The organism is Thiohalocapsa sp. ML1, from assembly GCF_001469165.1.
In the GTDB taxonomy this organism is placed as follows: domain Bacteria; phylum Pseudomonadota; class Gammaproteobacteria; order Chromatiales; family Chromatiaceae; genus Thiohalocapsa.
Window position 1 is genome coordinate 40,036 of record NZ_JABX01000005.1, and the last position, 12,606, is coordinate 52,641.

11 protein-coding genes are annotated in these 12,606 nt (G+C 70.3%); 10 read left to right on the forward strand and 1 reads right to left on the reverse strand.

The genetic code is table 11. From position 1 onward, the window contains the following. Positions 1-93 precede the first annotated feature (93 nt). On the reverse strand, positions 94-390 hold the full coding sequence (locus tag ML01_RS04420) for a CU044_2847 family protein (RefSeq protein ID WP_058554193.1): 297 nt from the start codon (positions 388-390) through the stop codon (positions 94-96). A 221-nt stretch (positions 391-611) separates the two neighbouring features. Between ML01_RS04420 and leuC the strand changes: the two genes are divergently transcribed. The 10 genes from leuC to accD all read left to right on the forward strand — a co-directional run bounded on the left by leuC (position 612) and on the right by accD (position 12,582). Then, complete coding sequence (gene leuC / locus ML01_RS04425; RefSeq protein WP_058554194.1) at positions 612-2,018, forward strand: 3-isopropylmalate dehydratase large subunit; 1,407 nt, start codon at positions 612-614, stop codon at positions 2,016-2,018. Between the two features lie 9 nt (positions 2,019-2,027). Next, positions 2,028-2,678 (forward strand): 3-isopropylmalate dehydratase small subunit, encoded by a 651-nt coding sequence (gene leuD, locus ML01_RS04430; protein WP_058554195.1) that lies wholly within the window; start codon positions 2,028-2,030, stop codon positions 2,676-2,678. Between the two features lie 11 nt (positions 2,679-2,689). After that, the gene (gene leuB / locus ML01_RS04435) at positions 2,690-3,772 is read left to right on the forward strand and encodes a 3-isopropylmalate dehydrogenase (RefSeq protein ID WP_058554196.1); all 1,083 of its coding nucleotides are present in this window, start codon (positions 2,690-2,692) and stop codon (positions 3,770-3,772) included. A gap of 136 nt (positions 3,773-3,908) precedes the next feature. After that, a complete protein-coding gene (gene asd / locus ML01_RS04440) occupies positions 3,909-5,024 on the forward strand; it encodes an aspartate-semialdehyde dehydrogenase (protein WP_058554197.1) in 1,116 nt (371 codons plus the stop codon). 150 nt (positions 5,025-5,174) lie between these two features. Next, entirely contained in the window at positions 5,175-8,084 is a 2,910-nt protein-coding gene (locus tag ML01_RS04445) for a FimV/HubP family polar landmark protein (protein WP_058554198.1), read from the forward strand. 97 nt (positions 8,085-8,181) lie between these two features. Further along, positions 8,182-8,955 carry a tRNA pseudouridine(38-40) synthase TruA gene (gene truA / locus ML01_RS04450; RefSeq protein ID WP_058554318.1) on the forward strand — a complete coding sequence of 258 codons (774 nt, stop codon included), beginning with the start codon at positions 8,182-8,184 and terminating at the stop codon, positions 8,953-8,955. 27 nt (positions 8,956-8,982) lie between these two features. Further along, entirely contained in the window at positions 8,983-9,612 is a 630-nt protein-coding gene (locus ML01_RS04455) for a phosphoribosylanthranilate isomerase (RefSeq protein ID WP_058554199.1), read from the forward strand. Then, a complete protein-coding gene (gene trpB, locus ML01_RS04460) occupies positions 9,593-10,840 on the forward strand; it encodes a tryptophan synthase subunit beta (protein WP_058554200.1) in 1,248 nt (415 codons plus the stop codon). Before ML01_RS04455 ends, trpB begins: the two co-directional genes overlap by 20 nt. Then, on the forward strand, positions 10,837-11,667 hold the full coding sequence (gene trpA / locus ML01_RS04465; RefSeq protein WP_058554201.1) for a tryptophan synthase subunit alpha: 831 nt from the start codon (positions 10,837-10,839) through the stop codon (positions 11,665-11,667). Before trpB ends, trpA begins: the two co-directional genes overlap by 4 nt. Before the next feature lie 3 nt (positions 11,668-11,670). Beyond that, on the forward strand, positions 11,671-12,582 hold the full coding sequence (accD, locus tag ML01_RS04470) for an acetyl-CoA carboxylase, carboxyltransferase subunit beta (protein ID WP_058554202.1): 912 nt from the start codon (positions 11,671-11,673) through the stop codon (positions 12,580-12,582). The last annotated feature ends 24 nt before the right edge of the window (positions 12,583-12,606 follow it).

Consider the following 12,606-nt stretch of genomic DNA (forward strand, 5'->3'; position numbering starts at 1 on the left):
GGGAATGGGGAGAGGGGAGAGGGCCGAGGGCCGAGGAGGGCGCTCCTTGGCCCTTGGCCCTCGGCCCTGCCTTAGACGCGTCGGCGGGCAAGATCAGTCGTCGTCGCGCTTCCAGCGGGCGGTGACCTTCACGGAGCCGGAGCTGCTGCCGGCGACGATGACCGGGACCGGCGTGCCCTCGCCCTTGAAGCCGATGCCGAGCTCCATGGTCCATTCCGTCGGCGGGGCGTCGCCGAAGCTTGCCTGCACGCCGCGGGCCATGCCGGCGATGGCGCGCTGCATGGCTTGTAGCGTGTGCGTGTCGGCGGCGCCGCCGGGCAGCTCGGCGTGATCGACCTCCACGAGGATCTGGCTGCCGTCGTCGAGGGTCAGGGGTTTGATGCGGATCATCCTTAGAACCGTGAAGTTTGAAGTGACAAGGCGGAAGTGTGAAGTGAGAAGCTCGCCGTGTGAAGCCCCAACGCGCCTGGACGAGGGCGGCGCCTCGCGTAGACTTTGACGTTGCTGGCGGTATGTCGGCTACGGCTTTCAAACTTCAAACTTCCAACTTCAAACTTTCTTCATGCCGCGCTACGCTACCCGGCTTCGCGCCAGCCTCCCGAGATTCCCCCATGGCCTCGCCCCGCACCCTCTACGACAAGATCTGGGACGCCCACGTCGTCCGCATCGACGAGCACGGCACGTCGCTCCTGTACATCGACCGCCAGTTGGTGCACGAGGTCACCTCGCCGCAGGCCTTCGAGGGGCTTAGGCTCGCCGGGCGCACGCCGCGGCGGCCGGAGGCGAACCTCGCCGTGCCGGACCACAACGTGCCCACCACGGACCGCCATCTCGGCATCACCGACCCGGTGTCGCGGTTGCAGGTGGAAACGCTGGGCGCCAATTGCCGCGAGCTCGGCATCCGCATCTTCGACATGGCGGACAAGCGCCAGGGCATCGTGCACGTCATCGGCCCGGAGGAGGGCTTCACGCTCCCCGGCATCACGATGGTCTGCGGCGACAGCCACACCTCCACGCACGGCGCCTTCGGCGCGCTGGCCTTCGGCGTCGGCACCTCCGAGGTGGAGCACGTGCTGGCGACGCAATGCCTGATGCAGAAAAAGTCCAAGGCCATGCTGGTGAGCGTGGACGGGGAGCTCGGCCGCGGCGTCACGGCCAAGGACATCGTGCTCGCGGTCATCGGCGAGATCGGCACCGCCGGCGGCACCGGGCACGTCATCGAGTACGCCGGGGATGCCATCCGCGCGCTGTCCATGGAAGGGCGCATGACCGTCTGCAACATGGCCATTGAGGCGGGCGCCCGCGCCGGTATCATCGGCATCGACCAAAAGACCATCGACTACGTCCGCGGCCGGCCCATGGCCCCGCAGGGCGCGCTGTTCGAGCAGGCCGCCGACTATTGGCTGAGCCTCAACTCCGACCCCGGCGCCGCGTACGACCGCGTCGTGCACCTGGACGCCGCGAGCATCCGCCCGCAGGTCACCTGGGGCACGTCGCCGGAAATGGTGCTGCCGGTGGACGGCGCCGTGCCGGACCCGGACGAGATCCCGGACCCGGTCAAGGCCGGCAGCTACCGCCACGCCCTGGCCTACATGGGGCTGGCGCCCGGCACGGCCATCGGCGAGATCCCGCTGGATAAGGTCTTCATCGGCTCTTGCACCAACGGGCGCATCGAGGATCTGCGCGCGGCCGCCGAGGTCGCGAAGGGTGGCAAGGTGGCCCCGTCCATCAAGCTCGCGATGGTCGTCCCGGGCTCCGGGCTGGTGAAGGAGCAGGCGGAGGCCGAGGGGCTGGACCGGGTCTTTCTGGACGCGGGCTTCGAGTGGCGCGAGCCCGGCTGCTCCATGTGCCTGGCCATGAACGCGGACAAGCTGGAGCCCGGCGAGCGCTGCGCGTCCACGAGCAATCGCAACTTCGAGGGCCGACAGGGGCAGGGCGGTCGCACGCACCTGGTGAGCCCGGCCATGGCCGCGGCCGCCGCGATCCACGGCCGTTTCGTTGACGTGCGGGAGATCTGAGTCATGCCCATGCAGCCCTTCGAGAACTTCCGCGGCATCGTGCTGCCGCTCGACCGCGCGAACGTGGACACGGATGCGATCATCCCGAAGCAGTTCCTGAAGTCCATCCAGCGCACCGGCTTCGGCCCGAACCTGTTCGACGAGTGGCGCTATCTGGACCGTGGCGAGCCTGGGCAGAGCTGCGTCGGCCGCCCGCTGAACCCGGACTTCGTGCTGAATGATCCGAAGTACGCCGGCGCCGACATCCTGCTCGCGCGGCACAACTTCGGCTGCGGCTCCTCACGCGAGCACGCGCCCTGGGCGCTCGCGGACCACGGCTTTCGGGTGCTGATCGCGCCGAGCTTCGCGGACATCTTCCACCAGAACGCCATCAAGAACGGGCTGCTGCCCGTGGTGCTCGACGAGGCGGTTGTGGACCGGCTGTTCGAGCTGGCCACCGCCGGAGACGCGCCGCTCACCATCGACGTCGATCTGCATAACCTGACGCTCGACGCCGCGGGCTTTGGGGTCATCGAGATCGCCATCGATCCGTTTCACCACCATTGCCTGATCCACGGCCTCGACGACATTGGCCTCACGCTGACCCATGCCGATGAGATCGCGGCCTACGAGGCGCGCCGACGGACCGAGACGCCCTGGCTGTTCGCCGCCGCCAACTGAAGGAGAAGCGCGTGAGCAAGACCATCCTGATCCTGCCCGGTGACGGCATCGGCCCGGAGATCGTCGCCGAGGCGGTCAAGGTGCTGGCCTGCCTCAAGCAGGACTTCGGCCTCGACATCGAGCTGACCGACGGCCTGGTCGGCGGCGCCGCCTACGACGCCCACGGCCATCCGCTGCCCGAGCAGACGCTCGCGCTCGCCCGCGCCAGCGACGCCGTGCTGCTCGGTGCCGTCGGCGGGCCCAAGTGGGAGCCGCTCGACATCGCCGTGCGCCCGGAGAAGGGCCTGCTCGGGCTGCGCGCCGAGCTTGGGCTGTTTGCCAACCTGCGCCCGGCAATCCTATACCCGCAGCTCGCCGACGCCTCGACGCTGAAGCCCGATGTTGTCTCCGGGCTCGACATCCTCATCGTGCGTGAGCTGACCGGCGGCATCTACTTCGGCCGCCCGCGCGGCGTCGAGACGCTGGCGTCCGGCGAGCGCCGCGGCATCAACACGCTCGTCTACACCGAATCCGAGATCGAGCGCATCTGCCGCGTCGCCTTCGATATGGCCATGAAGCGCGGCAAGCGCGTCTGCTCCGTGGACAAGGCCAACGTGCTCGAATGCACCGAGCTGTGGCGCGAGGTCGCGACCCGCATCGGCGCCGAGTATCCCGAGCTGACGCTGTCGCACATGTACGTGGACAACGCCGCCATGCAACTGGTGCGCGCGCCGAAGCAGTTCGACGTCATGGTCACCACCAACATGTTCGGCGACATCCTGTCCGACTGCGCGGCCATGCTGACCGGCTCCATCGGCATGCTGCCCTCGGCATCGCTGAACGCGGACGGGCAAGGCATGTACGAGCCGATCCACGGCTCTGCACCGGACATCGCCGGTCAGGGCGTCGCCAATCCGCTCGCGACCATCCTGTCCGTGGCCATGATGCTGCGCTACTCGCTCGACGAGCCGACCCACGCCGAGCGCATCGAGCAGGCCGTGTCGACCGTGCTCGATCAGGGACTTCGCACCGCGGATATCGCATCGGAGGGCACCACAACGGTTGGCACTGCTGCGATGGGTGATGCTGTCGTTGAGGCGATCAGAAGGGCCTGATGGGAAGGGCCAAGGGCCGAGGGCCAAGGTGGGCTCGTCCTCGGCCCTCGGCCCTTCCACTTGCTCTGCCTCACCTAACCATCCCCGCGCTCTCGCTATGCTAGTTGCCTGACTAAGTTCCAGGGGCTTTTCCAAAATGAATCGAATCGGTTTTGTCGGCTGGCGCGGCATGGTGGGCTCCGTGCTCATGGAGCGCATGCGCGAAGAGGACGACTTCGCGCACATCGCCGAGCCCGTGTTCTTCTCCACCTCCCAGCAGGGCGAGCCCGGGCCGGACGTGGGTCGCGGTGCCACGGTGCTGCGCAACGCCCGCGACCTCGACGCGCTCGCCGACATGGACGTCATCGTCACCTGCCAGGGCGGGGACTACACGGCGGAGGTTTTCGGCCCGCTGCGGGCGCGCGGCTGGCAGGGCTACTGGATCGACGCCGCCTCGACGCTGCGCATGCACCCGGACAGCACCATCGTGCTGGATCCGGTGAACCTCGATGTCATCGAGCGGGCACTCGCCGCGGGCAAGCGCGACTTCATCGGCGGCAATTGCACCGTGAGCCTGATGCTCATGGCCATCGGCGAGCTGCTGCGCCGCGATCTCGTCGACTGGGTCAGCGCCATGACCTACCAGGCGGCCTCCGGTGCCGGGGCGCGCAACATGCGCGAGCTGCTGGCGCAGATGGGCGCGCTGCGCGATGCCGTCGCGGGCGAGCTGGCCGACCCGCAGAGCGCCATCCTCGACATCGACCGCACGGTCATCGACACCATGCGCAGCGACGCCTTCCCGCACGAGCTGTTTACGGTGCCGCTCGCGGGCAGCCTGATCCCGTGGATCGACAAGCAGCTCGACAACGGCCAGAGCCGCGAGGAATGGAAGGGCGGTGTCGAGACCAACAAGATCCTCGGCCGCGAGCACAACCCGGTGCCCATCGACGGCATCTGCGTGCGCATCGGCGCCATGCGCTGCCACAGCCAGGCGCTGACCATCAAGCTCAAGCGGGATATTCCGCTCGATGAGATCACGGCCATGCTCGCCGCCGGCAACGACTGGGTCAGCGTCGTGCCGAACGAGCGCGAGCGCACCATCGCCGAGCTCTCGCCCACCGCGGTCACGGGCCGGCTGCAGGTGCCGGTGGGCCGGCTGCGGAAGATGCACCTGGGGCCCGAGTACCTCGCCGCGTTTACGGTTGGTGACCAACTGTTGTGGGGAGCCGCCGAACCGTTGCGCAGGATGGTCCGCCTACTGCTGATGCAGTGAAAATCCCGACAGGTCGTTGGTCGGATTCCTGCCTTTCCGCTATAGTCCGCGGCATGTTGCGACCACGTTGCAGCCGGCGCGTCGCCGGTATCGCAGCGCTTCGGGCGAGCTCCTCGGAGCCGCACCGTGTCGCCCCGGAGAGGACGGAGGATGTTGCCGAAACCGCCCCTGGTCATCGCCTTGATGCTGCTGCTGGCGGCTCAGTCCGGCACGGCAGCAGCCCTCGGGCTCGGCGGCATGCGCACGCAGTCTGCGCTGAACCAGCCCTTCTACGCCGAGATCGAGCTCAGCGACGTCAAGCCCGATGAGATCGACGCCATCAAGGCACGCCTCGCCACCAGCGAGGAGTTTGCCGATGCGGGTGCCGAGCGTCCGCATTTTCTGACCCGGCTCCAGTTCAGCCCCGCCATCGGCACGGACGGGCGTCCGTACATCCAGGTATCGAGCCGCGAGCCCGTCCGCGAGCCCTATATCGACTTCCTCGTCGAGGTCGTCTGGCCACAGGGGACGCTGGTCAAGCAATACACGGTGCTGCTGGACCCGCCCGCGCGCAGCAGCGCGCCGCCGCCGCGGCTGGTGCCGCCGACCACGACGGCGCGGCGCCGGCCGCCGCCTGCGCCGGAACAGGCCCCGGAGCCTGCTCCGGCCCCACGCAGCACTGCGCCGCCGCCGCCCCAGCAGGCGGCACCCGCGCCACTGCCCCGCCCCGCCCCGGCGCCGGTGCCGCCGCAGGCGCGCGACACCCGCTTCCCGCTCTATTACGGGCCGGTGCCCCGGGGCGCCACGCTGACCCGCATCGCGCGCGAGATGACGCCGCCCGGCGCGACGGTTGAGCAGACGGCCATGGCGCTGTTCCGCAACAACCAAAACGCCTTCATGCGCGGCAGCATCAACCGGCTGAGCGTGGGCGTGGACCTGGTGGTGCCGACGGCAGAGGAGCTGTTCGCGCTGGACGCCGCTGCCGCCCGCCGGCAGTTCCAGGACGCGCTGGCCGGGCGCAGCGTGAACACCAGCCCCATCACCGACGTGGCGAGCGACGCGCGCCTGAGCATTGGCGCCGCCGGTGGCGGGCAGCCCCTGCCGCCTGGGGCGGAGGTCCCGCCGATCGCCGCTGCCGACCCGGGCCTGCGCGATGATCTGCTGGATGTGCAGGCCGCGACCGAGAGCACGCGCCAAGAAACCACCGAGCTGCGCGACCGCATCCTTGAGCTGGAGAGTCAGCTCGCGGACATCCAGCGGCTGCTGGCGCTGCGCAACGAGCAGCTCGCGGGATTGCAGGCCGACGAGTCCGACCCGAGCGCACTGCCGATACCACCGGCACCGGGCGAGCCGGCCGTGGCGTTGCTGCCGCCGGTGGGTGAGTCCGCCGACGCCGGCGTCGTCCAGCCGCCGGAGACCAGCGACCGACCACCCCCTGAGCCCATCGTCGAGCCCGGCATCGGCACCGTCCAGCCGGACGGCAGCGTGGCGGAGCTGCCCACCGCGGAGCCGCCAACGGCAACAGCGGCCGCCGCGGCGGAGGTGGGCGCCGACGCCCAGGTCGGTGTGCCCGCCGCGGGCAAGCCCTTCTGGGCCGGCGCCGTCGAGCGCGTCTCCGGCGCTGCCGCTGCCCTGCCGCCCTGGGGTCTCGGCATCGTCGGCGCGGCGCTGCTGGGCGGGCTCGGGTTTCTGGTCTACCGTCGGCGTCGGCTGGCGGCAGGGGAGGAGGCCATGGACTGGGTGGCGACGCCCGGCGGGCCGATGTCGGAACCGCTGCCGGATGCCGGTTCGCAAGGGGGCTTCGAGCTCGCCTCCACCGCGGCGAACGACCTCGGCCTGGACGTCGACACCCTGCCGGACCTGGACTCGGACGCACCCTTGCAGCCCAAGCAGGCCGTGTCCGCCGGGCCTGTCATCGATGTGCAGACCGGGCTCCCCATCAGCGTCATCACCAATCTGCCGCAGAGCCAACAGGAGACGCAGGAGGCGGACGTCATCGCCGAGGCGGATATCTACATCCTCTACGGCCGCTACCGCGAGGCCGAGGGGTTGCTGCGCGAGGAGCTGGAGCGCGCGCCGAACCGCCGCGAGCTCAAGTTCAAGCTCGGTGAGGCGCTGCTCGGCAGCGGCAACCGCGCCGCCCTGGCCGAGCTGCTTGCGCAGATGAAGGCGGCCGGCGACGACGCCTACGACCCGGCAAAGTGGGCCAGCCTGCAGACCGGCGTCGCCGGCCTCGGCAGCGACGGCGAGGCGGCCCCGGCGCCCGCGCCGGCACGGCGCGTCCGCGCGCTCGACAAGGCGCCGACGCACATCGCGTCGGACCAGGCTCTGGAAGGCGACGGCCTGCGGAGCACCGATGTCCCCGGCCACAGCGAGGATACGGATCTCGGCTTCTCGGTTCGGGAAGTCACGCCGTCGAGTGCGAACCGGCTGCGGGAGCAGATGGCCGACCTGGAGCTGGACCTGCAGGAGATGGACGACCTGGGCGTCGCGATGGCTTCGACCTCCACGGAGGGCGCGCGCAGGCCCGGCATTTACACCGAAGACCTGTCGGCCTTCGAGCCGACCGAGCCGACCGAGTCGACCGAGTCGCCGGCCGCGCCGGCACCGCGGCCGGGGCGTGCCGACCGGCTGGATCTCGACCTGGACCTGGACCTGGACGGCCTGGACGAGCTCGCCGCCGCGCCGCTGGAGGACGACCTACCGGACCTGACGATCCCGGTCGATGCCGTCGAGCTGCCCGCCGACCCGCCCGCCGCGCGCGGCCCTTGGCTCGGCGAGCCCGGCGGGCTGCCCGATCCGTTGGAGACCCTGGCCTTGAGCCCGGGCATTGAAGACGAGCAGGAGGCGCTCGCGGGCAGCGGTCCCGTCGAGGACAGCATCTCCAGCGACGTGCTGTCGTCGCAATGGCGCATGGACTCGGGTCTCTGGGACGAGGCGGCGACGAAGATGGACCTTGCCCGCGCCTACATGGAGATGGACGACGCCGACGCCGCCCGCGCAATCCTTGAGGAGGTGCTCCAGGAGGGGAGCGACGCTCAGCGCGCGGATGCCACGTCGCTGCTCGCGAGACTCGGCTGACGCGGTGCCGACGCACGGCCCGCGAAGCCCAGCCGACACGTCGGCCGCGCGATCCGCCGAGCCCGCCGAGCCCGCCGACGGCACGCGGCGCATCGCGATGCAGGTCGAGTACGACGGCTCCGCCTACAGCGGCTGGCAGGTTCAGCACCACGCCGACACCGTGCAGGCGCGCCTGGAGGCGGCCATCGCGCAGGTCGCGGCAAGCCCGGTGCGCGTGCATTGCGCCGGCCGCACCGATGCCGGCGTGCATGCGCTGGGGCAGGTCATCCACTTCGACGCGCAAGCCCGGCGCAGCCCCCGCGGCTGGGTGCTCGGCACCAACAGCAACCTGCCGGCCGACATCGCCGTGCGCTGGGCCGTGCCCGTGCCGGCGGACTTTCACGCCCGCTTCAGCGCCACCGGCCGGCATTACCGGTACCTGATCCTGTGCCGGCCGACGCGCTCCGCGCTGTGGCGCGGCCGGGCGGTCTGGACGCATCGACCGCTCGATCTCGCGCGTATGCGCACGGCGGGCGCCTTGCTCGTCGGCCGCCACGACTTCACGAGCTTCCGCGCGCTCGCCTGCCAGGCGAAGAGCCCCGTGCGCACGCTGCGCTACCTGCATCTCGCCCGGCAGGACGAGCTGATCCGCCTCGAGGTCGGTGCGGACGGCTTTCTGCACCACATGGTGCGCAACATCGCGGGCGTGCTGATGACCATCGGCCGCGGCGAGGCGCCGGTGGACTGGACAGCGGAGCTGCTCGCGCTGCGCGACCGCGCTCGGGGCGGCGTCACGGCACCGCCGGACGGGCTCTATCTCACCGGCGTGGATTACCCGGAGCACTTCGATCTGCCCAGTCGGGACGACGCGGGGTCACCCCTTGTGCTGTAATCCGGGGTTTCCATGAGCGGCCCGGGCATGCGAACACGCGTCAAGATCTGTGGTCTGACCCGCGAGCAGGATGTCGCGGCGGCGGTCGCGGCGGGCGCCGATGCACTCGGCTTCGTGTTTCATGCGCCGAGCCCGCGGGCGGTAGACATCGAGCAGGCTGCCGTGCTGGCCGCGCAGGTGCCGGCCTTCGTGTCGGTGATCGGGCTGTTCGTGGACGCACCCCGAGCGCTGATCGAGGACGCCGTGCGCCGCGTGCCGCTGGATGCGATCCAGTTCCATGGCCACGAGTCGCCCGCGGACTGCGCCGGCTACGGCCGGCCCTGGATCAAGGCCATTGCCATGCGTGCGGGCATCGATATCACGACTACCGCCGCCGCTTATCATGGCGCCGCGAGCCTGCTGCTGGACACCTACGACCCGGCGCTCGCGGGCGGCACCGGCCGGCGCTTCGACTGGGACCTGGTGCCTGCGGCCTTGGCGCCGCACATCGTCCTCGCGGGCGGGCTTGATGCCGGCAACGTCGCCGACGCCATCGTGCGGGCGCGGCCCTACGCGGTGGACGTGAGCGGCGGCGTTGAGCAGGCCAAGGGCATCAAGGATCACCGCAAAATCAACGACTTCATGCAGGGGGTACGCGATGGCGACTGTCGCCGATGACATAAGCCGACTCACCGCGGCGGTGCCGCACGCCGGCTACCGGCTCCCGGACGCGAGCGGGCACTTCGGTCGCTACGGCGGGCGCTTCGTACCGGAGACGCTGATGCATCCGCTCGCGGAGCTGACCGCGGCCTACGAGCGCTTCCTGAAGGACCCGGCCTTCCTCGCCGAGCTGGACAATGATCTGCGCGACTATGTTGGCCGGCCGTCGCCGCTCTACCACGCGGAGCGCTGGAGCCGCGAGCTCGGCGGCGCGCAGATCTATCTCAAGCGCGAGGACCTCAATCACACCGGCGCCCACAAGGTGAACAACACCGTCGGCCAGGCGCTGCTCGCCCGGCGCATGGGCAAGACCCGCATCATCGCCGAGACCGGCGCCGGGCAGCACGGCGTGGCCTCCGCCACCGTCGCCGCGCGCATGGGGCTCGAATGCGTCGTCTACATGGGCGAGGTGGACGTCGCCCGCCAAGAGGCCAACGTCTATCGCATGCGCCTGCTCGGCGCCCGCGTCGTGTCGGTAACGTCCGGCTCGCGCACGTTGAAGGACGCGCTGAACGAGGCCATGCGCGACTGGGTGACGAACATCGACGACACCTTCTACATCATCGGCACCGTCGCCGGGCCGCATCCATACCCGGCCATGGTGCGGGACTTCCAGGCCGTCATCGGGCGGGAGGCGCGCGCGCAGATGCTGGAGCGCAGCGGCCGGCTGCCAGACGTGGTCATGGCCTGTGTCGGCGGCGGCTCCAATGCCATCGGGCTCTTCTATCCGTTCATCGACGACGCCGACGTCCGCATGATCGGTGTGGAGGCCGGCGGCGACGGGCTCGCGTCGGGCCGCCATGCGGCACCGCTCTGCGCCGGCAAGCCGGGCGTGCTGCACGGCAACCGGACCTATCTCATGGAAGATGAGAACGGCCAGATCACCGAAACCCACAGCATCTCCGCCGGGCTCGACTACCCCGGCGTCGGCCCCGAGCATGCCTGGCTCAAGGACAGCGGCCGTGCCGAGTATGTCGCCGTCACCGACGCCGAGGCGCTCGCCGCCTTCCACGCGCTGACGGTCACCGAGGGCATCATCCCGGCGCTCGAGACCAGCCACGCGCTCGCCTACGCGGCCAAGCTGGCGCCGACCCTGCGCCGCGACCAGACCATCGTCATCAACCTCTCCGGCCGCGGCGACAAGGACATGCACACGGTCGCGCGCCTGGACGGAATCCAGCTATGAGCCATCCCGCCGACAGCCGCATCGGTGCGCTATTCGCGCGCCTTCGTGCCGAGGGCCGCACCGCGCTGGTCCCCTTCGTGACGGCCGGCGACCCGAGCCCCGACGTCACCGTGCCGCTGATGCACCGCATGGTGGCCGCCGGGGCGGACCTCATCGAGCTCGGCGTGCCCTTCTCCGACCCCATTGCCGACGGGCCGGTGATCCAGCGCGCCACGGAGCGGGCGCTCGCCGCCGGCGTGCGCCTCACGGACGTGCTCGACATGGTGCGCGCCTTCCGCACCGACAACAGCCAGACGCCCGTGGTGCTGATGGGCTATCTCAACCCCATCGAGATCATGGGGGCAGACACCTTTGCCGCCGCCGCCGCGGCGGCCGGCGTGGACGGGGCGCTGGTGGTGGACGTGCCGCCGGAAGAGGCCGCGGAGCTTGCCGGGCTGCTGCGCCCGCAGGGGCTCGACCTCGTCTACCTGCTCGCGCCCACATCGGACGCCGAGCGCATCGCGCGCATCGGCGAGGTCGCCTCGGGCTTCGTCTACTACGTCGCCGTGAAGGGCGTCACCGGCGCCGGCAATCTCGACATCGACGCCGTCGCGGCCAAGCTCACGGAGATCCGCGCGCGCATCGAGCTGCCCGTCGGCGTCGGCTTCGGCATTAAGGACGGCGCGAGCGCCGCGCGCGTCGCCGCCGTGGCGGATGCCGTCATCGTTGGCAGCGCCATCGTCGAGCGCATTGAGGCGTTGGTGGATCGTCCGGCGGAGATCCCGGACGCGGTGGGTGGCTTCCTCGCCGAGCTGCGAGCGGCCATCGACGCCGCCGGAGGGGTATGAGCCATGGCCGAGCCCACCCGCAGCGGCGCCGTGAGCTGGTTCGAGAAGCTGATTCCGAGCCGCATCCGCACCGAGGCCAACAACAAGCGCGCGGTGCCGGAGGGGCTGTGGGACAAGTGCCCTGGCTGCAGCGCCGTGCTCTATCGGGCCGAGCTGGAGCGCAACCTGGACGTCTGCCCCAAGTGCAACTACCACAACCGCGTCGGTGCGCGGCGGCGGCTCGCGCTGTTCCTGGACAGCGTTGAGTCCGCGGAGGAGATCGGCGCCGAGCTGGAGTCCATCGACCCGCTCAAGTTCAAGGACCTCAAGAAGTACCGCGAGCGCCTGGCGCAGGCGCAGAAGCAGACCAACGAGCGTGAGGCGCTGGTGGTGCTGCGCGGGCAATTGAAGGGCATGGGCATCGTCGCCGCGGCCTTCGAGTTTAGCTTCATGGGCGGCTCCATGGGCTCGGTGGTCGGGGAGCGCTTCGTGCGCGGCGTCGAGGTGGCGCTGCGCGATCACCTGCCGATGATCTGCTTCTCGGCGAGCGGCGGTGCGCGCATGCAGGAGTCCTTGTTCTCGCTCTTGCAGATGGCCAAGACCAGCGCTGCGCTCGGGCGGCTGAAGGATAAAGGCCTGCCGTTCATCTCCGTGATGACGGACCCGACCATGGGCGGCGTCTCCGCGAGCCTCGCCATGCTCGGCGACATCAACATCGGCGAGCCTGGCGCGCTGATCGGCTTCGCCGGCCCCCGCGTCATCGAGCAGACCGTCCGCGAGACCCTGCCCGACGGCTTCCAGCGCAGCGAGTTCCTGCTGGAGCACGGCGCCCTGGACCAGATCTGCGACCGCCGCGACCTGCGCGGGCGTATCGCTGAGCTGCTGTCGATGCTGATGCGCCGACCTCAGAATGAGGGGCTAGGGGCTAGGGGCTAGGGGCTAGGTCGTTAGCCCACCGAG

Excerpts from the sequence above, each read along its gene's own strand:
- ML01_RS04420 (WP_058554193.1), bottom strand. The coding sequence starts at position 390 with ATGATCCGCATCAAACCCCTGACCCTCGACGACGGCAGCCAGATCCTC.
- leuC (WP_058554194.1), top strand. The coding sequence starts at position 612 with ATGGCCTCGCCCCGCACCCTCTACGACAAGATCTGGGACGCCCACGTC.
- leuD (WP_058554195.1), top strand. The coding sequence starts at position 2,028 with ATGCAGCCCTTCGAGAACTTCCGCGGCATCGTGCTGCCGCTCGACCGC.
- asd (WP_058554197.1), top strand. The coding sequence starts at position 3,909 with ATGAATCGAATCGGTTTTGTCGGCTGGCGCGGCATGGTGGGCTCCGTG.
- ML01_RS04445 (WP_058554198.1), top strand. The coding sequence starts at position 5,175 with ATGTTGCCGAAACCGCCCCTGGTCATCGCCTTGATGCTGCTGCTGGCG.
- truA (WP_058554318.1), top strand. The coding sequence starts at position 8,182 with ATGCAGGTCGAGTACGACGGCTCCGCCTACAGCGGCTGGCAGGTTCAG.
- ML01_RS04455 (WP_058554199.1), top strand. The coding sequence starts at position 8,983 with ATGCGAACACGCGTCAAGATCTGTGGTCTGACCCGCGAGCAGGATGTC.
- trpB (WP_058554200.1), top strand. The coding sequence starts at position 9,593 with ATGGCGACTGTCGCCGATGACATAAGCCGACTCACCGCGGCGGTGCCG.
- trpA (WP_058554201.1), top strand. The coding sequence starts at position 10,837 with ATGAGCCATCCCGCCGACAGCCGCATCGGTGCGCTATTCGCGCGCCTT.
- accD (WP_058554202.1), top strand. The coding sequence starts at position 11,671 with ATGGCCGAGCCCACCCGCAGCGGCGCCGTGAGCTGGTTCGAGAAGCTG.